Source organism: Streptomyces sp. ID05-26A, assembly GCF_033794685.1.
Lineage (GTDB): Bacteria > Actinomycetota > Actinomycetes > Mycobacteriales > Pseudonocardiaceae > Lentzea.
Window position 1 is genome coordinate 77,874 of sequence record NZ_JARAYZ010000001.1, and the last position, 19,847, is coordinate 97,720.

The window sequence follows — 19,847 nt, forward strand, 5'->3', positions numbered from 1 at the left end:
CACGTCCATTGCTCCGAACGGCGCGATTCACCCCCGTGAAGCCGGGTATCCGCCCCTCACCTAATACGGAGGTGGACACAAATGCTGGCCATCATCGCCGCGGTCTCGTTCGGCTTGGCGCTGATCCTGGACCTGGCCAAGGCAGCTCTCGGTGGAGTCATCACCGTGAACACGCTGGTCGTGCTCGGTCTGTTGCTGCTCGCGTTGCACCTCGCCGGTGTCGGTACCGGCACCCGTTCCTTCAGCTGGCGCCGTGCCCGCAGGTAACAACGTCGAAGGCCCCACCAGGTTGCCCAAGGGCGCCTGGTGGGGCGTTCTCAAGCGGACGGTCAAGGAGTTCAGCGACGACAACCTGACGGACTGGGCCGCCGCGCTCACCTACTACGCGGTGCTGTCGCTGTTCCCCGGGATCATCGTGCTGACGTCCGCGCTCGCGCTGCTCGGCGACACGACGACGCAGGAACTCCTCAAGTACGTCGACCAGGTCGCGCCGGGACAGGCGGGCGACGTGGTCAAGTCGTCGATCGAGGAGCTGCGGAAGAGCCAGGACGCGGCCAGCCTGCTGGGCATCATCGGCCTGCTCACGGCGCTCTGGACCGCTTCGGGGTACCTCGGCGCGTTCATGCGCGCGTGCAACGCGGTCTACGACGTCGAGGAGGGCCGGCCGTTCTGGAAGACCGTGCCGTTGCGGCTCGGACTGACGCTCGGCTCCGTGGTGCTGGTGTCGCTCACGCTCGGCGCGCTCGTGCTGACCGGTGGCGTCGCGGACACCGTCGGCGACGCGATCGGGCTCGGCGACACCGTCGTCACGGTGTGGGACATCGCGAAGTGGCCGGTCATCCTGCTGCTCGTGAGCCTGGCGTTCGCGGTGCTGTACTGGGCCGCGCCGAACGTGCGGCAGCCCGGCTTCCGCTGGGTCTCCCCCGGCAGCCTGCTCGCGATCGTGCTGTGGGCGCTCGCCACCGTCGGTTTCGCGATCTACGTGGCCAACTTCGCGTCGTACAACAAGACCTACGGCTCGCTCGGTGGCGTGATCGTCTTCCTGGTGTGGCTGTGGATCTCGAACATCGCCGTGCTGCTCGGTGCCGAGTTCGACGCGGAACTGGAACGCGGCAGGCGGATGGCCGAGGGCGAGAAGGACCCGTCACCCGAGCCGCGTGATCTCCCGGGGTAGCTCGGCCTCGACCGCGGTCCACACGCCGTCCGGCCCGGCCTCGATGCGCTCACTCGTGTCGCCGGGGACGAGCACCCACAACTGGTCCTTCGCGGACAACCAGACGACCCCGATGCCGTCCGCGCGGGAACTCGTCGCGTACTCGTAGGACTTGCGGAAGACGTCACCGCCGTTGCGGTCGGTCACCCGCACCTCGCTCGCGCTCTCGGCGTGCGCGACGAACTTCCCGCTGGGTGACTGCTTGGGCGCGCCGGGCCGGGCGAACCGGTCCTCGCGGTCGCCGCCGCAGCCGGTGAGGACGAGGAGCAGGGCGACGAGCGCGGCCAGGACCCTCATGACAGCTCGAACGCGCTGGGACGGGAATTGCCGTGCGTCATACCGCCAAAGGTAGCTAGCGTGATCGTCCGTGTGGGACGTTCTCGAAAGCTTTTACGACTCTGTGCCCCGACCGGGATCTCGCGTTGAGGAACACGGCGAGCTGGTCCTGTTCGTGCAGGCGGGCGACGGCTATCCGTACTACGCCCGGCCGAGGTTCCCCGGCGGGCGGCCGACTGTCGCCGACGTGCTGAAGATGCGCGAACGGCAGCGCGAACTCGGTGTGCCCGAGGCGTTCGAGTGGGTGCACGAGACGACGCCGGGCCTGCTCGACGTCGCCGTCGAGGCCGGCTTGGAGGTGCTCCAAGCACCGTTGCTGGTACTCGATCCGGCGACACTGCCAGAGCCGCACCCGCACGTGCGGGTGCTCGGCACGCGGCCCGTCGAGGTGGATGTCGTGGCGCACCTGGCGTTCTCGTCGCCGGGCACCGCGTCCGGCGAGGCCGGGACGGCGGAACGGGACGCGGAGGTGGCCGGCGCCGTCGAGGGGAACACCCGGCACCGGCACGCGGTGGCCGATCTGCCGGGCGAGGGCGTGCTGGCGGTGGGCACGGCGCAACGAGCGGGTGACGTGGTGGAGATCGCGGGCATCGGCACGTTGCCGGCCGCACGACGGCGTGGCCTCGGCGGCGCGGTCACCGCGGAACTGGCGCGGGACGCCCTGGCACGGGGCGCGGAGCTGGTGTTCCTGTCGGCCGGCAGCCTGGAGATCGCGCGGGTCTACGAACGCGTCGGGTTCCGGCGGGCGGGCACGGCCTGCATCGCCGCCCCTCCCGGTTAGGTCGCGAATCACCGCACCTGGCCTCGGCACCGGACGAAACCGACTATCCTGCGGCCGTGATCAAGGACTTCGGTGCCGGTGTCGGTCTGCTGCTGCGTGGGTTCAGCCTGGTGTTCAGCTCGCCCAAGCGCGTGCTGATGGGAGCGCTGCCCGCGGTCATCACGGCGGTGCTGATGATCACCGGCTGGATCGTGCTGTTCACCAACATCGACTCGGTCGCCGACTGGCTCACCGGTTTCGCGGACTCGTGGAGCGACACCTGGAAGGGCATCGTCGAGGTCGCCGTCGGGATCTCGGTGATCGCGGCCGGGCTCGGCCTGAGCGTGCTGCTGTTCACCGCGATCACGCTGATGATCGGCGGCCCGTTCTACGAGTACATCTCCGAAGAGGTCGAGGACGAGCTCGGCGGTGTGCCGGACGCGGAGCAGATCGGCTGGTGGCGCGGGTTCGTCGTCGGCCTGCGCAGCACGCTCCTGCTGGTCGGCACGTCGATCCTGTTCGCGATCCCGCTGTTCTTCTGCGGGTTCATCCCGATCATCGGCCAGACCGTCGTGCCGGTGCTGGCCGTGTGCATCAACGGCTACCTGCTCGGCATCGAGCTGACCGGCATCCCGTTCACGCGCCGCGGCCGGACGTTCAAGCAGCGCAGGAAGATCCTCGCGACCCGCCGCGGGCTGGTGCTCGGGCTCGCCGTGCCGACCTACCTGCTGTGCCTGGTCCCGCTGGCCGCGCTGATCGTGATCCCGGCGGCGATGGCAGGCGGCACGGTGTTGTCGCACCGCCTGCTCAACGGGGACCGCGCTACCGCGTGAACGGCAGCCAGGCCTGCTGGGCCAGGCCGTTGCGCGCGTTGACCTGCACGCCCGCGTTCGAGATCGACCACAGCTGGTCGCCGATCACGATCGTGCGCCGCTGCCCGCCGCCGTAGTCCTGACTGGACGGTTCGACGATCCTGCCGCCGTCGCGCAACTGGTTGCCGTCGAGGCGCAGCACCAGCGACGAGACCTCGTAGTGCGACCGGTAGGACGCCACGGGGATCACCAGGGTGCCGTCCTGCGGCCAGAACAGGAACGCGTGCGGGTCGAACTGGGCCTCGGAGTTGGTCTCCGGCAGGTGGTACTGCGCGATCCGTTGCGGTGACGCGGGGTTGGCCACGTCGAACAGCGACACCTGCGTGCCCGTCGTCCTGCCCTGGTCGGTCGCCTCCTGGCCGACGCCGATCAGCTTCCCGTCGCCTGCCGGGTGCAGGTAGGCGGAGAACCCGTTGATCTTCAGCTCGCCCATGACCTTGGGCTGCGCGGGATTGCTCAGGTCGAGCGTGTAGAGCGGGTCGGTCTGGCGGAACGTGACGACGTAGCCCATCTTGCCGATGAACCGGACGCTGTAGATCCGCTCGCCCTTGCCGAGGCCACCGACCTGGCCGGCCTTCGTGAGCTGGTTGCCGTCGCGGCGCAGTGTCGTGACGAAGCTCTCCGACGGTGCGGGTCGCTGCGGTGGCGCCACGTCCGTGGGCATCCGCCAGCAACACCGGGTCTCGGTGCCCGTGGTGGTGGCGACGCGCAGCACGCCCTCGTGCTCGGACAGCGAGTACTGGTTGAGCAGCGTGCCGTTGACGTCCCCGGACGCCACGTGCTTCGGCGGACCCGGCTTGCTGATGTCGAACTGGTGGATCGCCGTGGAGATCGGGCGCTGCACCGGTGGCCTGGAAGGGAGTTCCGGCAGCAGGCGGTGGTCGTCGGCGATGTAGAGGTTGCGGTCGGTGCCGTAGACCGTGTCGCCGTCGGCCACGATCGAGACGGGCCGGCCCGTACCCAGCTGACCGGAGAGCTCGAACGTCAGCACCGTCAGCATCGACGTGCCCGAGTGCACGACGGGATGGCTGACGTTCGCGCAGTCGACCAGGGTTCCGCTCGACTTGGCGCCGCTCTCGTTCAGCTCGTACTGCGGCAGCCACGACGTGATGGGCTCGTTCTGCAGGATCTCCTTGTTGCGGCGCAACGATCCCGCTTCGTTCGTCGTCTGGTCCGGGTACGCCCACGAGATGCGCGGCTGCGAACGGACGACGACGCGGGCGGTACCGCCGATCTGGCGGGCGTCGAGGTAGAAGCCGTCGGTCTTGAGGCTGCTGATCTCCTTGAGCCCCTTGAGGTCCACGAGCACCAGCTCGGTGCCGGACTCGGGTGCGAACGACGGGCGGTCGGGCGGCAGCGTCGGTTTCATCATCGGCACGGGGCTGTCCGTGACCACCAGCGCGCGGTCGCCGGAGACCAGCAACTGGCTCGCGCGGCGTTCGCCCAGATCAACGGTGCCGGTGATGGCCCTGCTCGCCACGTCGATCACGCGCAGCTTGCCGTCGGCGATGGAGACGACGCGTTTTCCGTCCGTCTTCACGATGTCCGGTTCGTCGACGCCCTGCTCGTGGACGTTCGTCGTCGAGTGGCCCTGCTGCTGCGCGGGCGGCGTCGCGGTGGGCGCGTCGGGCACGGACTTCTGCGCGACGCCCGCGCTGCTGTCCGTCGCCATGCCCTCGGCGAACATGATGTTCGCGCCCCCGAGGCCGTACGCGGTGACGTACGGGGCCATGGCGCTGCGCAGTTCGGCCACTGCGCTGTCGCACGAGTCGAACGCGACGAGACGCACCGGCCCGTAGTCCACGATCGGTGGTGGCGCGAGGGTTTCGTCCCGCACCGCGGAGCTCACGCACACTCCGGCGACGGCCAGCACGGCGGCACCGGCCAACAGCTTCTTGCCGTTCATGCTGTGAGGACGTAAGTGGGGCCGGGAAGGGTTGCCACCCTTCCCGGCCCACTTTTTACAGCTGTGCCTGGATCTGCGCCGCGTACGCGGAGACACGGGCGTAGACGCCGGGGTAACCGGCGGCCGCACACCCCTCGCCCCACGACGTGATGCCGATCAGCTTGCCGCCGGCCACGAGCGGGCCGCCGGAGTCGCCCTGGCACGTGTCGGTGCCGCCCTGGGTGTAGCCGGCGCACACCATGTGCGCGGACTTGTAGTCGCTGCCGTAGGAGCTGGTGCAGCTGGAGTTGCTGGTCAGCGGCACGGTGGCCCGCAGCAGGTAGCGCGAGGCCGAGCCGCCGGAGGACGTGGTGCCCCAGCCGAGGATCGTCGAGCTGGTGCCCGCGTTGTAGAGCGCGCTGTCCGACGAGGTGGCGAACGGGATCGGGGTCTGCGACAGGTTGCGGTCGAGCGTGAGAACCGAGACGTCGTAGCCGAGGGTCACGTCGCGGTAGCTCGGGTGGATCCAGATCTTCGTGACGCGCGCGACGGTGCCGGCGGTGGAGTTCTTGTCGTCGCGGCCCGCCACGACCCGGACGGCCGACGCGGCGTCGCCCACGGTGCAGTGCGCGGCGGTGACGACCTTGTTGGGAGCGACGAGAGTGCCGCCGCAGTACTGGAAACCGCTGCTCGTGGCCAGGTAGACGACCCAGGGGTAGGTGGACGTGCTCGCGCGCGTGCCGCCGACGATCTGGGTGCCGAACTCGCCGTCGGCGGTCGGAGTCGGAGCTGCTTCGGCCACGCTGACGCAGGCCATGGACAGCGTTGCCGCCGCCAGTGCCGCGCCGAGCAGAGACCGGAGGCGGTGCAGGGTTGCCGCCATGATCATCTCCTTCTTCTGTTGTGCCCCCGGCTGCAGGGCCGGTGGTCATTAAAGAAAGACATGACTCCGTGCGGACCGGGTAGGGCTGGTCCGCGTAGGCCATTCGGCCGCGCGCGCCCGCGCGTGATTGGATCGACCGCGAACAACCCCGTTCCGAGAGGAAGTTGTGATGGCCCCCACGAAGCCTGAGGTCGACCCGCACGACGGCCCGGCGCCCGCCGACCTGCTGATCGAGGACATCACCGTTGGCGACGGTGCGGAGGCCACGGCCGGCCAGTTCGTGTCCGTGCACTACGTCGGTGTCTCGCACTCGTCCGGCGAGCAGTTCGACGCGTCCTGGGACCGCGGCGAGGCGTTCCAGTTCCCGCTCGGCGGCGGCCGTGTCATCCAGGGCTGGGACCAGGGCGTCCAGGGCATGAAGGTCGGTGGCCGCCGCAAGCTGGTCATCCCGCCGCACCTGGGCTACGGCGACCGCGGCGCCGGTGGCGTGATCAAGCCGGGCGAGACGCTGATCTTCGTCGTCGACCTGCTGGGCGTGAACTAGTAGGTCAGGACCGAGCGGCGTCCCACTGGTCCGATCAGTGGGACGCCGCTGGTCTTTTCAGCCGATTTGACTTTCGGGCGGAACGAGATCGGATCCGCCTGCGTCATCCTTTGAGTCCGCCGCAGCTTCAGGAGGGAACCACCGGTGCCCGAGGACATCGCCGGGTCCGAGCAGATGCTCGCGAACTGGAACCAGAACATCCAGGAACGCGCCGCGCGCTACCAGGAGATGGCGACGCGCGTGCAGGGGATGACGATCTCCGAGCGGTCCTCGGACGGTTCGATCGAGATCCTGGTCGGGTCCAACGGGATCCTGCAGAACCTCGTGATCAACGAGTCCGCCTCCGGCAAGCGCATGTCCGAGGTGAGCGGCGAGATCATGAAGCTGCTGCAGCGCGCGCAGTCCCGGATTCCCGAGCTGTTGCAGGAAGCCATGGCCGAGACCATCGGCACGCAGGACGAGACGGCCAACGTGTTGTTCAACGAGGCCAAGAAGAACTTCCCCGCGCCGCCGGCCGAGGAGCCGACGCGCACGCCGTACGACCGCAACGAGATCAACTTCCGGGTCGACGACGACGCACCGCCGCCGTCCCGGCCCGTACCGCCTCCTCCGCCGCCGTCCCGGCCCGTACCGCCTCCTCCGCCGCCGCGTCGTCGCCCGCCCAGGGATGACGACGACGACTTCGGCGGCGAGTCCGTGCTCACCTGATCTTCCTGTCCGCTGCTCGAACTTGAGGGGGTTCGATGACTTCCGGTTTCAACGTCACCTCGGACGTGCTGGAAGCGCACGCCAAGGCCTTGGAGGGCCTGCACGGGCGTTTGCAGGGGGCGATGGACGCGGCGAACACCGTGTCGATGCCGACCGACGCGTACGGGATCATCTGCCAGCCGTTCCGGATGCTCCTCGACCCCGTCGAGCAGTGGGGCATGGACGCGCTGAAGGGCGCGGCGGAGGCCATGGACGCCACCGCCAAGAAGGTCACCGCGACCGCCAAGCACTACCAAGAGGTCGAGGACCAGATCGCCCGCACCCTCAAGGGCGGCATCTGATGTCGACTCCGAACCCGTTGGTGGCACAGGCTCCCGCGGAACCGTCCGGTTTCTTCAACGCCGGCACCGGTGACAACGGCTGGGCGACCGGCTTCTCCATCGCAGACTCGGCGATGGACGCGTACAAGGGCATCTCCGAGGGCAGCTGGATCGAGGGCGGCCTCGGCGTCGTCGGCCTGGTCGCCGATGCCGCCTCGATGGCGATCGACCCGTTCGGCACGCTGCTGTCGTCCGCGGCCTCGTTCCTGATGGAACACATGCAGCCCTTGAAGGAGGCGCTGGACTGGCTGGCGGGCGACCCGCCGGTGATCCAGTCGTACTCGACGACGTGGGGCAACGTCTCGCAGGAGCTCGGCAAGATCGCGGGCGACTACAAGTCCGCCGTCGACGGCACCGGCGAGTGGACCGGTGCCGCGGCCGACGCCTACCGCAAGGCCGCCGGCGAGCAGCTGGACGCGTTGTCCGGCGCGGCTTCCGCCGCGGGTTCGGTCGGCACCGTCGTCGGCGTGATGGGCATGGTCGTCGGGTTCGTCCGCGAGATGGTGCGCGACCTGATCGCCGACCTGGTCGCGAAACTGATCACGTGGGTGCTCGAGGCCGTCTTCACCCTCGGCTTCGGCACGCCGGTGATCGTCGCGCAGGCCGTCACCGCGATCTCCAAGTGGGCGACGCGCATCGGCGAGCTGATCCAGAAGCTCATCAAGACCATCAAGAAGGTCTCGCCGCTGCTCGGTCGTCTCGTCGAGATCTTCACGAAGATCATGAAGGTCGTCGGCAAGCTGGTCGGCAAGGTCACCGGTCTCGACGTGATCTCCACGAAGTCCATCAAGCCCGGTGGTCTGTTCCACAGCACCAGCACACCGGACCTCCCTTCCGGTGGCCGTGGCACGCCGTCGTCCCCCGACGGTTCACCTTCGTCCACTCCGGACAGTTCGCCGTCGTCGAACTCCCCGTCCTCGCCGACGTCTCCGACGTCTCCGTCCTCACCGGACACTTCGCCTTCTTCGCCTTCTTCACCGTCGTCGCCGTCGTCGCCTTCTTCACCGTCGTCGCCTTCCTCGACGCCGGACGCCCCTTCGCGCGCTCCCGACAGCTCGTCGCCGTCCTCCGCGACCCCGCCGTCGGCACCGTCGCGCACGCCGGACGGCTCTGCTCCCGACGCCCCGACGCGCATCCCGGACACCGCCTCGCCCACATCGGCACCGCGTTCACCCGACAGCGCGCCGTCCTCCCCCGCAGGCCCGGGCGGTCCTTCCGCCAGCGCCCCGCACGCCCCGGCCGCCCCGTCGTCCACCCCGGACGCGCCCGCTCCCCGCAACACCGGCCAGACCGTCCAGTCCTCGGTGGCACCGCCAGAGGCCCCGGCCCGCGCGGACGTCCCGACCGCCCCGCCCGCACCGCGATCCCCGGACGGCTCACCGTCGTCCCCGGCCCAGTCGGGCCCGATGGGCGGCGCCCCGAACGCGGGCGGCAACGCCCCCTCCGCTCCGGCGGCAGGTCGTCCCACGGCCGGCGGCCAGGGCTGGACCGGCACCCCGGGCAGCCGAGGCGACCTGGGCTCGGGCGCCCCCGCCCCACGCACACCGGACGCCTCGACGTCAGCGGCCCGAGCAGACGCCCCACCCCGCCCGTCGACGCCGTCCGCACCGCAGATGCCCCACTCCCCGTCGACGCCGTCCGCGCCGTCGATGCCTTCCAGCGGCGCACCGTCAGGCGGCATGCCGCACGCACCGTCGGCAGGAGCTCCGCACGCACCTTCGGCGGGCACCCCGCACTCCCCGTCGACCGGTGCCCCGAACGCGGCGCGCCCCGACGCGACGCCACCGAGCCGCGCCACCTCCCCCTCGGCCGCGGCACCGACCCACACCCCGTCCGCGGCGCCCCCGCACGCTCCTTCACCAGGGACCCCGCACTCCCCGGCCCCGCACTCCCCGTCGGCACCGCAGCCGCGCACGGACGCCCCGCCCTCCCGCCCGACCGGCGGCCCCAACGCGCCGCACAGCCCCAACGCACCACACGGCGGCCCCAGCGCACCGTCACGTCCGGACGCTCCTCACCGCCCCGACGCCCCGTCCCGCCCGGATGCCCCGCAGAACCGCCCGACCAGCCCGTCCGGCCCCCACGGCGGCCCTAACGCTCCGCACAACAGCGGTCCCAGCGCACCGTCGCGTCCTGACGCGCCGCACAGCCCCAACACGCCGCACGGCGGCCCAGCGCGCCCCGACGCACCTCACGGCGGCACCACGGCGCCGTCGTCGCGTCCAGACGCGCCACACGCTCCGTCGCGCCCGGACGCACCGCACAGCGGTCCCAACGCACCGACGCGGCCCGACGCACCCAACGCGCCGCACAGCCCCAACGCGCCGCACGGCCCCAACGCGCCGCACGGCCCGAACACCCCGCACGGCGGCCCCAACTCGCCGTCGCGACCGGACGCTCCTCACCGCCCCGACGCCCCGTCCCGCCCGGACGGCAGCGGCCCCGGCAACCGTCCCGACGGCAACCGGCCCGACGGCTCACGCCCCCAGAGCCCCCACAGCCCTCAAAGCCCGGACGCCCCCCGCTCCCGCGGCACCGACACAGCAGCACCCCCACACCGCCCGGACGCCGACGCCCCGCACCAGCCGGACGCGCCCCACCACGGCCCGGACGCCGACAAGCCGCACGACAACACCCCGCACGACAACACCCCGGACAAGCCGCACGACGGCGACTCCCCCGGCAACAACGACCCGGACGCCCCGCCCGCGGATCGCCCCACCCCGGAGGAGGCGCACGCCCGCCACGCGGAGAACACCCCGGCCGGCGTCTCCCACCACGGCGGCGACCGGGACATGGGCGACCTGCCCCACCGCGTCCCCAACGACCCGCGCTACTTCACCGCCGACGTCCACATCACCCCCGACGGCAGGGCTCGTGTCGGCGGCCACGACTACACCCCGGCCGAATACGCCGACATGCTCCGGCGGGCCGGCTACGACGGCAGCAGGCCCGTTCGCCTGATCGGCTGCGACGCCGGCAGCAACGACTTCGCCCAGCAGCTCTCGCGGCACCTCGACGCGCCGGTGCTCGCCCCCACCAAGCCCGCCTGGACCGACAGCCACGGCCGCGTCTTCACGAGCGACCCCGAGATCCTCCCGGACGGCACCCGCCAGCCGAAGATCCCGCCGAACGGCGAGTGGGAGACCCACCACCCCGACGGCTCCAGGTCCAGGACGGGTGACGACGGCTTCGCGCCCGGCACCCACGACAAGGACAAGGACGTCGACCCGTCCGACGCGCGCGACCGCATGGCGCAGCGGCAGATCCCGGACACACCGGTGCACATCGAGACCCGGAATCCTCCCGCCCTGATGGAGGAAAAGCTCAGGGACAAGGACTTCCGGGACAAGTACTACGACGGCCCGAACAGCAACGGCGACTACAGCCGCAAGAACGCCAACCAGGTCGACGCCAACGGCGAGACCGTGCCGAAGCTCGTGGAGAACCCGCGGGGTTCCGGCAACTTCGAGGCCTCTTCCGACGCGTACACGCCCGCGCAGTTCCGCTCCGACATGCCCGAGGTCAACCACTCGGCCACGCCGGACCAGAGGACCGCCGCCCAGGACATCATCGACCGCCGCGAGACCTCGCTGGAGCGCACCAAGACCGCCGAGGCCGAGTACCAGAAGGAGATCGCGGGCGGGAACGACGCCGACCCGGCGACCACCGACGAACGTCGTGCGGCGCACCACGAACGCACCGAGGTCGGTGAGGAACTCGGCGAGCACGCCGCGGCCGACGCGATGCGCGACAGGTACCCGGCGGAGGACTTCGACGTCACGCCGAGGCACGACCCCGACGTGAAGGGCGCCGGTCGCTTCGACCAGGTCTACGAGGTCACCGACAAGAAGACCGGCGAGACCCGGATGGTCGTGGTCGAGGCCAAGGGTCCCAACGCCGACCTCGGCACGCGCAAGGGCCTCGACGGGCAGAACTACCAGCAGGGCCACCCCAAGTACGTCGAAAGCGTCATCGCGAACATGGCCGCGCACGGCACCCCCGCCGAGAAGGCGCTGGCCAAGGAGCTCGAGATGGCCCAGATGGCGGGTGAGCTCGACTTCACGGTCGTCAAGGCGAAGGTCAACGGCAGCGGCCCGACGGCCGAGTACGGTGGCTACAACGAGAAGCACTTCGACATGTCGCTGTGAAACGAGAGGACGGTTCGGGCCCGTGGTCACCATCGCCCGGCATCAGGTCGATGTCGAGAAGGCAGAAGCGCAGGCGGAGTACTACGCGGACCCTCTCGACGTCCGGCTCAAGAGTGTCCAGCGCAACCCGCACCTGGTCTTCTCGTACCTGCACCGCAACTCCAAGAACGAGGCGGCCTGCCGCACGGCGGCCGATCCTCTGGCGAACAGCGCCGCGACGTGGAACGCCGTGGCGCTGTCCATGCAGGCCGGCGGCGCGATCTTCGCGGTGACCGGCCAGGCCGAGGGTGAGGTGGCCGTCCGGATCGACGACCGGGACCTCGTCGTCCCGGCGACCGGTCCGAAGTCCTCGGCCGACGTCGGCAACTGGACCAGCGCGATGGCGATGGCGATGATCTGCCGCGACCGGGCGCGGATCGACCTCCTCGCCGGCTTCCCCGTCGAGGTGCTGCGCGCCTCCGGCGGCCAGGCCGACGAGTTCCAGTACGACTGGGTCAGGGCCCTCCAGCTCTACTGGACCTCCGGCGAGGGCCTGATCGACACGCTGCTGAACGCGATGCGGGGCGCCGACCCGGAGGCCGACACCATCGCGGGCCCGGAGATGGTCGCCAAGCTCTTCTACCCGCCCATGGAGCTCTTCTACCTGCTCACCCAGCGCGAGGATGCGAGGTTCAACGAGTCGCTCGCGAAGGCCCTCGAGCTGTACCGCGACTACTGGACCGCGACCGAGGAGCGCGCGGGCACCCCCGAGGAGCTCGTCGCCTGGCGCGTGCTGTCCATCGCCTGCCTCGCGAAGGACGCCGGTGTCGAGATCACCGTCGAGTCCGACTACCTCCCGAAGCGCCTCCTCGACGGCGTGTGGGTCGGCGAGAAGCAGCTCTGAGAGCGCACGCACAACGGGGAACCACGAGGCCCGGCACCCACTCAGAGTTGTGTGAACGGCGCGGGTGCCTGACCGTCCCGCGCGCGTCGCGACGGCCCGATAAGATCAGCGGGCTTTCACGGGGAGAGGGGCGAGGACCACATGAGCCAGCCGGCGACACCGCTGAGCGAGCAGGACCAGCAGCAGTTGGTGCGGCAGATCGGCCGTGCCATGCTGCCGGCCGTACCTCAAGGCTGGCAGCGCATCCGGGCCGAGTACCGCGCGGCGGGCAGGCACATCGAGGTCGACCTGGCGTTCGCCGGACCTGATGGCCAGCTGCGTCCGGTACGGCCGCCGATGGACGTCGTGCAGATGTTCGGGCACCTGCGCGGAGGGATGTACCACCCCGAGCGCGGCACCTGGCTGAGCGCGACGTACGAGATCGAGGCGCCCGCGGCGTTCACGGTGGACTTCAACGCCGAGGACGAACCGCGCTGGCGCAACGCGCCGCCACCCATCGGTTTCCGCGACGAGCTGCAGACGTTCCCGCGGCCGGACCGGCAGATCCCGGACTGGTGGCGCCAGCGCGTCGGCCTGCCGCCGCTGCCCGCGCCCGAGCCGGAACCCCAGCAGCCACAACAGGAGTTCCAGGCGCCGGCCACGCCGCAGGCGGGCAGTGACGAGCTGCGCACCGCGCGCGTGTACGACGGCAAGAACGACGACGGCCGCATCATGGTGAACCGTCAGCCGGTCGACCCGCAGATGCTCGACGGGCTGCTGAACTACCTCGAGTCGGCGCCGGTCGTGCTGGCCGCGCGCAGCTACGACCTCGACGAGTTCTCACAGAGCGGCGAGCAGGACGTGCCGCTCAACTTCCGCACCGACGGCACGTGGATCTGGGCCGGTGCCGTGCCGCACTACCTGCGCAAGTACGGCCTGCCGCCGGAGCCCGAACTGGTGGCGCACGCGGTGGCGCGTGGTTTCCAGATCGCCGAGGTGAACGAGCAGACGCAGGACCGCGCCGTCTCGATCATCACGGGTCAGGGCTAGCCAGGGTTCGGAGGTACGCCTCTCCCCGCGGGGAGAGGCGGTACCCCACCTCGAGGGACTCGGTGAGCCCCTTGGCCTTGAGCTTGCGGACGTCCGCCTTGAACGGCAGCTTGTCGCGGCCGACGGACGCCGCCAGGTCCGCGGCCCGCACACCGGGGTTCGCCGCGATCAGGCGCAGCAACGCCAGCGCGTCCCCCTTCAGCACCAGTCCGTCCACATCGGACGACGAGCGCAGCTCGATGCGAGGGTCCTCGCCCGCGAAACGCAGGCGGATCCGGTAAAGCGAGCCCTCACGTCCATCCACTGAGGACTTCAGCGCCGCCACGGTCGGAAAGCCGGCCGCCACCGCCTCGGCGCGACTCACCCTCGTCACGACGTCCACCGCGTCGATCGCCAGAACGCCCTGCGACGTCCGCAACGTCCCTCCGGCGCGCACAGTCGGCCGTTTCCAGCGCCGGAACTGCAGCGTGATCTCGCCGGACCGGATGCGTTCCCAGTCAGCCACTCGGATCAGCACCGGACGAGGGTCTCAGGTTGCCTGTCCCCGCGACAGCCGAGACGATCCTGACCATGCAACGGTGGTGGCTCTTCACGGTGCGCGGAGTGTTCGCTGTCCTGTTCGGTGTGGCCGCCCTGATCTGGCCGGGCCTCACCCTGCTGGCGCTGATCATCCTCTGGGGCGCCTACGCGTTCTTCGACGGCGCGATGATGCTGTACCTGACGCTGGCCCACAAGGAGTGGCCCGCGCGCTGGGCCCTCGGTCTCATCGGTGCGCTGGGCCTGGTCACGGGCTTGATCGCGTTGTTCTGGCCGGGCATCACCGCGACCGCGCTGCTGCTGCTCATCGCGGTGTGGGCGATCGTCACCGGCGTGCTGCAGATCGTCGACGGCATCCGCCTGCGCAAGGTGATGACGAACGAGTGGTTCTACGTCGTCACGGGCGCGCTGACGGTGCTGCTCGGCGTCATCCTGGTCGTGAACCCGGCCGCGGGCGCGATGGCGTTCGTGATCACGATCGGGGTGTTCGCGATCCTGTGGGGTGTGGTGCTGGTGCTGTTCAGCCTGCGGTTGAAGCAGCTCGACGGCGGTCTCGCACGACCCGCACAGCGAGCGTGACCAGCACGACGATCCCGACGAACACGTAGAGGTTGCCGATCACCTGCTGCCACCACGCCCAGTCGCGTTCGACGTCGTTGTCGCGCGGGAAGAGCCAGTGCGGCCCGATCGCGAACACCGCCACGATCGCCCACGACGCCCAGTGACGGCGCAACGCGGGCCGTGAGAGCAGCACGAGCGCGGGCGCGATCCACACCCAGTGGTGCCCCCACGACACGGGCGAGATCAGCAGACCGCCGATCGCCACGACGAAGAACGCCTCGATCTCCCCCACCTGCGACGCCAGCCACCACACCGCCGCCACGACCAGAAGCGCCAGCACGAGCCACACGCCCACCTGGGCGCCGTTCTCGAGGCCGAAGCGCGCCAAAGTGCCGCGGATGGCCTGGTTCGACGCGTAGGTGAGACGTCCGACGCGGCCCGGGTCGAGCAGCGCGTGCGTCCAGTACTCCTTCGCGTCGCCGAACGAGACGAGGAACCCCACGAGCACGAAGAAGAAGAACGACCCGATGGACACGAAGACGGGCTTCCACTGTCGTCGTGCCACGAAGAACAACGCGAAGAACGCCGGCGTCAGCTTGATCGCGGCCGCGAGCCCGATCAGCGCGCCACGGGGCCACCAGCGGGTGCGTTCGAGCAGGCAGTCGGCCATCACCAGCAGCCCGAGCAGCAGGTTGATCTGGCCGAACCACAACGTCTCGCGCAGCGGGTCGAAGATCGTCGACACCGCCGCCGCGCCCAGCCCCCACTTCACGGCCTCGGGGCCCCAGCCGAGCACGCGCTGCGCCGCGATCAGGCACAACCCGGTGAGCATGGCGAGGTTCAGCGCCGCCACCGCGAAGATCGCGACGACGACCGGGACCAGCGCGAGCAGGCTGAACAGCACCGCGGCGATCGGCGGGTAGGTGAAGGGCAGGTCGGGCCCGCCGAGCGGTTTCGCGAAGCCCTCGACGTAGAGCGGGAGGCCCTCGAGGAAAGCCGCGCCGCCGTTGCGGTAGACGCGCAGGTCGAGCGACCACCCCTCGGGGCGGTACATGACGTAGGCGAGCGTGGCCACCATGACGGCGGCCCAAGCCACCACGACCCGCTTGGCGGTGCGGTCGAGTTGCATCCGGGAATGGTATCGATGTGCCAGATGAGGCCCACGTCACCGGTCCGGACCGGCACATCTCACGTAGCGTCGTCGCGTGAGCGCACAACGTCGAACGTTTGTGGTTGAGCCGTTCGTAGGGCGCACAAATGCGCACGCGCGGGCTATTCTGTGCGCATGAGTCCAGCCTTGGAGACGGTGCTGGCCAAGGCCGGCCTGCAGGTGAGTCCCGACGAGTTCCTCGCCCTCGTGACCGACGCGGCGCGAAGGCTCGCCCCACCGCACCCGGAGCCGGCCACCTACTTCACGCCGGACCAGCAGGCGGCCCTGACCGACGTGGGCCTGGACCTGTCCCCGGCGGGCCCGTCCGACGCCAAGCCCCGCACCCGCACGGTCGTGGCGCACGCGGTCCTCCGCGACTCGGCGCTGACCGTGAACGAGGCCGCGCGCCAGCTCCAGGTCGACACCAGCCGCATCCGCCACCGCCTCGGCGTGGGCAGGCTCGTCGGCTGGAAGGACAGGGGCAGCTGGCGCCTTCCCGCGTGGCAGTTCGCGGGCACCGGCGTACTACCCGGTCTCGAGACCGTCCTCACGGACATCCCTCAGGACCAACCGGCACTGGTGGTGGCCGCGTTCATGACGACCCTCCAGGAGGACCTGCCCGTGGACGGCGAGCCCGCGACCCCGCGCGACTGGCTCCTCGCCGGAGGAGACCCGCGCCGGGTGGCCACCCTGGCGTCCACGCTCGGCACACCTGCCTGAGCGTTCCCGAACACCGACAGGACCCGAATGTCACGGCTTCCGCAGCCGCCTGCCCCTGCCGTGCTCCAGGCGCACCTGCGCCGCACCGAGGACGTGGTGGCGGTACACCGGGCCACCCGCCTGGTGCGCGTCTTCACCGCGAAGGGCTCGCACCCCCAGCGCTGGAACACGTTCCGCTACACGGGCCCCCTCCCTCACGCACGCTTCGACGCACAACAACCGGCCGACGACGGCTCGCCAGCGCAGGACCACGAGAACGGCGTGCTGTACTTCGGCCTGTCCGTCCGCACGTCGATCGCCGAGGTCTTCCAGGCGACGTCGATCGTGGACCGCCGCACCCGCTCACCGTTCCTGGTCGTCCTGCGCCCGCGCCGCACGCTGAGGCTGCTGGACCTCGGCGGTTTGTGGCCCACGCGCGTCGGGGCGTCGCAGGAGATCTCGACCGGCCCGAAGCTGGTGACGCAGGCGTGGTCGCGGGCGATCCGGGCGGCCTATCCGGAGCTGGACGGGCTCTGGTACCGGTCGTCGATGGACTCCGGCGACCCCGCCATCTGCCTGTGGGACCCGCCTGGGGCTTCCGGGTTGCCGGCAGCTCCCGACGTGTTGCTGCCGCTGGACCATCCGGGTCTGGACCTGCCGCTGGCGAGGGTGTGCGAGGAGCTCAACTACACGCTGCTGGGCTGACCTGGGCATTGCAGAAAAGCTGCAAGCGTTCCGCACGACCCACCTCCCATGATCCCCCCAGCCGCCGCCGACCACGGCGCGGCGAGGGAGGGAACCGAAGATGGTCAAGGGAAAGCAGGGGGCGATGCGCGCGGTGGCCAGGCTGGCCGTCGCCGCCGCGTTCGTGACGGGGGCCCTGATCACGGGCACGGCCGGAGCCCAGGCGGCACCGGCACCGGCTGCCGCGGCGGCGTGCACCCAGGTCGGGAACGTGTCCGGCACGGTCAGCGCGTTCACGCTCTACGACAGCAACAACTACACCGGGGCGTGCGTCACGTTCTGGAAGTACGGCGCGTGTTCGGCGTCCACCACCGACATCGAGGGGTTGTGGAACCTCTCCGGCTGGGGCTGGGACAACCGCGCCAACTCCGTGCGCACCTACAACAAGTGCGACCTGAAGCTGTTCGACGTGCGTGACTGCCCCGGCAGCGGCACCCGTTCCACCTGGATCGACCAGAGCGCCGACCTCCGGCTGGGGTCGATCAACTGGCAGAACCGCGCGTCCTGCGTCGAGATCAGCTGACGGTGAGGGGCTGCTCCGGCGCAACGGCCGGAGCAGCCTCGCTCGTCAGGCCTTGAGGTAACGGTCCCACCACTCCAGCACGGCCTCGAAGCGCTGCTTGCGGTGCCGCGGCTGACCGGAACGGGTCAGCTCGTGGCCCTCGCCCGGGAAGATCAGCATCTCGGTCTCGACGCCGCGCCGCTTCAGCGCCACGAACATGCGCTGTGCCTGTTCCAGCGGGCAACGCCAGTCCTGCTCGGAGTGGACGACGGCGAACGGCAGGTTGATCTTCTCGGCGTAGGTCAGCGGCGACATCGCGCGCTGTGCGTCGGGATCGGTGCCGCAGTAGGCGTCGGCGAAGAAGTAGCCGATGTCGGACGAGCCGGAGAACGAGTCCCACGCGTTCACAGCGCGCTCGGACCACGCGGCGCGGAACCGTTCACCGTGGTGCGCGGACAGCCACGACGTCATGAAGCCGCCGTACGAGCCGCCCATCACGCCGACGCGTTCGGAGTCGGTGTCCTCACGGGCCAGTGCGACGTCCAAAAGGGACAGGACGTCGTCCACGTCGACGGTGCCGAACTTGCCGATCACCGCCTGGCCGTGGGCCTGGCCGTAGCCTGCCGAGCCGCGCGGGTTCGGCAGCACGACGGCGTACCCGGCGGTGGCGTAGACCTGGGCCTCGTCGAAGAAACCCCAGCTGTGGTACATGAACGGGCCACCGTGCACGGCCATGACGACCGGATGCGGGCCGTCGCCGTCGGGCAGCACGAGCCAGCCGTGCACCGGGTAGCCGTCCGAGGCGGAGCCGGTGAGCTCGACCACGCGGCGGGCGGGCACCGACGAGAACGCCGTGCGCACACCGGTTCCGACGAACTCGACCTGTCCGACGCTGTCCGGAGTGGACACGACGGCGACCACAGTGGACCCGTCGGAGGCGAACGACCGGACCGCGGCCGAAGAACCTGCCAGCACCTCGCCGGGGCCGCCGTCGAACGGGATCCTCCGCAGTTCGAGGGCTCCGCGGTTGCGCACGACGAGCAGCACGCCCGACGCGTCGGCCACGGGCTGACCTGAAAGCCGTTCCACGTCGACCGTCTCGCCGTCGGTGAGGCGAACGGGATCGGAACCGTCCAAAGGCGACTTCCACAGGCCGAGGTTGCGCGCCACGGCGTCGATGCCGGTGAACTCGGTGCCCAGCCAGAAGAGCGAGCCGTCGGCCACGAACGGCATCGTGACCTCACCGGCCCCGCGCACCAGCAGCGACGCCGTGCCGCCGCCGGCGGGAACCGTGTAGAGGTCGGACTTCAGGGTCTCGGAGACGCCCAGTTCGTGCGGTGCGACGAACACCAGCGTCGAGTCGTCGAGCCAGGCCGGGTCGGAGACGTCGTGCGTGCCGTCGGTGACCTCGGTGACGGCGCCGTCCAGCGTCACGACGTGCAGGCGCGGACGGCGGTCGCCGAGGAAGCCCACGTCGTCGGCGCGGTAGTCGAGGCGCGTGATGCGGCGCGGCGCCTCGGACTCGGGGCCGTCGTCCGTGGTCCCGTAGCGGCCGGCCTCGGGCACGCGGGCCACGAACACGATCCGCGACGAGTCCGGCGACCACACCGGCGCACCGGCGCCCAGCGGCAGATCGGTCAGCCTGCGGGGCTCGCCGCCGTCCACCGGGACGACGTGGAGCTGCGGCTTCGACTTTCCGCTGACGCGCAAGAACGCGACCAGTTTGCCGTCCGGAGAAATGCGCTGCGCATTGTCACGATCACCGTGCGTCCACGGTGTTGTCGTGCCATCCGGGAACACCCGGTGCAGACCGCCCCGGTAGGTGTTCTTCTCGAGGTCGGGCGTGGTGATGCTGACCAGCACCAGGTCTCCGGACACGGCGACGGTGCCGGGCGTGGTGAGCAGCTGCAGGTCTTCAGGGCGCACGGCGTGGACGCTAACAGAAGTTGTTAGCAACGCTCAGAGTTATTTGTTGACCGATCACAAAAATTGACTCGCCGCATAGATTCC

20 protein-coding genes are annotated in these 19,847 nt (G+C 70.3%); 14 read left to right on the forward strand and 6 right to left on the reverse strand.

Annotated features, from left to right (window positions below):
- Window positions 1-81: 81 nt before the first annotated feature.
- On the forward strand, window positions 82-267 hold the full coding sequence (locus PV646_RS00410) for a hypothetical protein (protein ID WP_500339434.1): 186 nt from the start codon (window positions 82-84) through the stop codon (window positions 265-267).
- A complete protein-coding gene (locus PV646_RS00415; RefSeq protein WP_500339435.1) occupies window positions 254-1,174 on the forward strand; it encodes a YihY/virulence factor BrkB family protein in 921 nt (306 codons plus the stop codon). The genes PV646_RS00410 and PV646_RS00415 overlap by 14 nt, the downstream gene beginning before the upstream one ends.
- Here PV646_RS00415 and PV646_RS00420 read toward each other — a convergent pair.
- A complete protein-coding gene (locus tag PV646_RS00420) occupies window positions 1,145-1,510 on the reverse strand; it encodes a hypothetical protein (RefSeq protein ID WP_500339436.1) in 366 nt (121 codons plus the stop codon). The two genes, PV646_RS00415 and PV646_RS00420, sit on opposite strands and share 30 nt — an antisense overlap.
- A gap of 103 nt (window positions 1,511-1,613) precedes the next feature.
- Here PV646_RS00420 and PV646_RS00425 point away from each other — a divergent pair, with 103 nt between their 5' ends.
- Entirely contained in the window at window positions 1,614-2,330 is a 717-nt protein-coding gene (locus tag PV646_RS00425; protein WP_500339437.1) for a GNAT family N-acetyltransferase, read from the forward strand.
- Between the two features lie 56 nt (window positions 2,331-2,386).
- On the forward strand, window positions 2,387-3,142 hold the full coding sequence (locus PV646_RS00430; RefSeq protein ID WP_500339438.1) for an EI24 domain-containing protein: 756 nt from the start codon (window positions 2,387-2,389) through the stop codon (window positions 3,140-3,142).
- Here PV646_RS00430 and PV646_RS00435 read toward each other — a convergent pair.
- Both PV646_RS00435 and PV646_RS00440 read right to left on the reverse strand, forming a co-directional pair.
- A complete protein-coding gene (locus PV646_RS00435; protein WP_500339439.1) occupies window positions 3,132-5,087 on the reverse strand; it encodes a beta-propeller domain-containing protein in 1,956 nt (651 codons plus the stop codon). The two genes, PV646_RS00430 and PV646_RS00435, sit on opposite strands and share 11 nt — an antisense overlap.
- A gap of 55 nt (window positions 5,088-5,142) precedes the next feature.
- Window positions 5,143-5,955 (reverse strand): S1 family peptidase, encoded by an 813-nt coding sequence (locus tag PV646_RS00440; RefSeq protein ID WP_500339440.1) that lies wholly within the window; start codon window positions 5,953-5,955, stop codon window positions 5,143-5,145.
- Between the two features lie 163 nt (window positions 5,956-6,118).
- On the opposite strand from PV646_RS00440, the gene PV646_RS00445 reads away from it, so the two are divergent.
- The 6 genes from PV646_RS00445 (at window position 6,119) to PV646_RS00470 (ending at window position 13,644) form a co-directional block, all read left to right on the forward strand.
- Entirely contained in the window at window positions 6,119-6,493 is a 375-nt protein-coding gene (locus PV646_RS00445; protein WP_500339441.1) for an FKBP-type peptidyl-prolyl cis-trans isomerase, read from the forward strand.
- 144 nt (window positions 6,494-6,637) lie between these two features.
- Window positions 6,638-7,201, forward strand: coding sequence for a YbaB/EbfC family nucleoid-associated protein (locus PV646_RS00450; RefSeq protein ID WP_500339442.1), 564 nt, complete (start codon window positions 6,638-6,640; stop codon window positions 7,199-7,201).
- Between the two features lie 35 nt (window positions 7,202-7,236).
- Window positions 7,237-7,542 carry a type VII secretion target gene (locus tag PV646_RS00455; RefSeq protein ID WP_500339443.1) on the forward strand — a complete coding sequence of 102 codons (306 nt, stop codon included), beginning with the start codon at window positions 7,237-7,239 and terminating at the stop codon, window positions 7,540-7,542.
- Complete coding sequence (locus PV646_RS00460) at window positions 7,542-11,732, forward strand: DUF8616 domain-containing protein (protein ID WP_500339444.1); 4,191 nt, start codon at window positions 7,542-7,544, stop codon at window positions 11,730-11,732. Before PV646_RS00455 ends, PV646_RS00460 begins: the two co-directional genes overlap by 1 nt.
- Before the next feature lie 22 nt (window positions 11,733-11,754).
- Entirely contained in the window at window positions 11,755-12,615 is an 861-nt protein-coding gene (locus tag PV646_RS00465) for an immunity 49 family protein (protein ID WP_500339445.1), read from the forward strand.
- A gap of 141 nt (window positions 12,616-12,756) precedes the next feature.
- Window positions 12,757-13,644, forward strand: coding sequence for a hypothetical protein (locus PV646_RS00470; RefSeq protein WP_500339446.1), 888 nt, complete (start codon window positions 12,757-12,759; stop codon window positions 13,642-13,644).
- On the opposite strand, the gene PV646_RS00475 is transcribed toward PV646_RS00470, so the two are convergent.
- Window positions 13,628-14,161: a hypothetical protein gene (locus PV646_RS00475; RefSeq protein WP_500339447.1), complete on the reverse strand. Its 534-nt coding sequence runs from the start codon at window positions 14,159-14,161 to the stop codon at window positions 13,628-13,630. The two genes, PV646_RS00470 and PV646_RS00475, sit on opposite strands and share 17 nt — an antisense overlap.
- Window positions 14,162-14,214: 53 nt before the next feature.
- On the opposite strand from PV646_RS00475, the gene PV646_RS00480 reads away from it, so the two are divergent.
- Window positions 14,215-14,760 carry an HdeD family acid-resistance protein gene (locus PV646_RS00480; protein WP_500339448.1) on the forward strand — a complete coding sequence of 182 codons (546 nt, stop codon included), beginning with the start codon at window positions 14,215-14,217 and terminating at the stop codon, window positions 14,758-14,760.
- On the opposite strand, the gene PV646_RS00485 is transcribed toward PV646_RS00480, so the two are convergent.
- Window positions 14,702-15,871, reverse strand: coding sequence for a glycosyltransferase 87 family protein (locus PV646_RS00485; RefSeq protein ID WP_500339449.1), 1,170 nt, complete (start codon window positions 15,869-15,871; stop codon window positions 14,702-14,704). The genes PV646_RS00480 and PV646_RS00485 overlap by 59 nt on opposite strands.
- Before the next feature lie 156 nt (window positions 15,872-16,027).
- Between PV646_RS00485 and PV646_RS00490 the strand changes: the two genes are divergently transcribed.
- The 3 genes from PV646_RS00490 to PV646_RS00500 all read left to right on the forward strand — a co-directional run bounded on the left by PV646_RS00490 (window position 16,028) and on the right by PV646_RS00500 (window position 17,858).
- On the forward strand, window positions 16,028-16,612 hold the full coding sequence (locus PV646_RS00490; RefSeq protein WP_500339450.1) for a hypothetical protein: 585 nt from the start codon (window positions 16,028-16,030) through the stop codon (window positions 16,610-16,612).
- Between the two features lie 27 nt (window positions 16,613-16,639).
- A complete protein-coding gene (locus PV646_RS00495) occupies window positions 16,640-17,296 on the forward strand; it encodes an RES family NAD+ phosphorylase (protein WP_500339451.1) in 657 nt (218 codons plus the stop codon).
- Between the two features lie 100 nt (window positions 17,297-17,396).
- Window positions 17,397-17,858: a hypothetical protein gene (locus PV646_RS00500; RefSeq protein ID WP_500339452.1), complete on the forward strand. Its 462-nt coding sequence runs from the start codon at window positions 17,397-17,399 to the stop codon at window positions 17,856-17,858.
- A gap of 45 nt (window positions 17,859-17,903) precedes the next feature.
- Here PV646_RS00500 and PV646_RS00505 read toward each other — a convergent pair whose 3' ends face one another.
- On the reverse strand, window positions 17,904-19,763 hold the full coding sequence (locus PV646_RS00505) for a S9 family peptidase (RefSeq protein WP_500339453.1): 1,860 nt from the start codon (window positions 19,761-19,763) through the stop codon (window positions 17,904-17,906).
- Window positions 19,764-19,847 lie beyond the last annotated feature (84 nt).

Excerpts from the sequence above, each read along its gene's own strand:
- PV646_RS00500 (WP_500339452.1), top strand. The coding sequence starts at position 17,397 with ATGGTCAAGGGAAAGCAGGGGGCGATGCGCGCGGTGGCCAGGCTGGCC.
- PV646_RS00480 (WP_500339448.1), top strand. The coding sequence starts at position 14,215 with ATGCAACGGTGGTGGCTCTTCACGGTGCGCGGAGTGTTCGCTGTCCTG.
- PV646_RS00485 (WP_500339449.1), bottom strand. The coding sequence starts at position 15,871 with ATGCAACTCGACCGCACCGCCAAGCGGGTCGTGGTGGCTTGGGCCGCC.
- PV646_RS00445 (WP_500339441.1), top strand. The coding sequence starts at position 6,119 with ATGGCCCCCACGAAGCCTGAGGTCGACCCGCACGACGGCCCGGCGCCC.
- PV646_RS00455 (WP_500339443.1), top strand. The coding sequence starts at position 7,237 with ATGACTTCCGGTTTCAACGTCACCTCGGACGTGCTGGAAGCGCACGCC.
- PV646_RS00410 (WP_500339434.1), top strand. The coding sequence starts at position 82 with ATGCTGGCCATCATCGCCGCGGTCTCGTTCGGCTTGGCGCTGATCCTG.
- PV646_RS00495 (WP_500339451.1), top strand. The coding sequence starts at position 16,640 with ATGTCACGGCTTCCGCAGCCGCCTGCCCCTGCCGTGCTCCAGGCGCAC.
- PV646_RS00460 (WP_500339444.1), top strand. The coding sequence starts at position 7,542 with ATGTCGACTCCGAACCCGTTGGTGGCACAGGCTCCCGCGGAACCGTCC.
- PV646_RS00435 (WP_500339439.1), bottom strand. The coding sequence starts at position 5,087 with ATGAACGGCAAGAAGCTGTTGGCCGGTGCCGCCGTGCTGGCCGTCGCC.
- PV646_RS00420 (WP_500339436.1), bottom strand. The coding sequence starts at position 1,510 with ATGAGGGTCCTGGCCGCGCTCGTCGCCCTGCTCCTCGTCCTCACCGGC.
- PV646_RS00440 (WP_500339440.1), bottom strand. The coding sequence starts at position 5,955 with ATGATCATGGCGGCAACCCTGCACCGCCTCCGGTCTCTGCTCGGCGCG.
- PV646_RS00490 (WP_500339450.1), top strand. The coding sequence starts at position 16,028 with ATGAGTCCAGCCTTGGAGACGGTGCTGGCCAAGGCCGGCCTGCAGGTG.
- PV646_RS00470 (WP_500339446.1), top strand. The coding sequence starts at position 12,757 with ATGAGCCAGCCGGCGACACCGCTGAGCGAGCAGGACCAGCAGCAGTTG.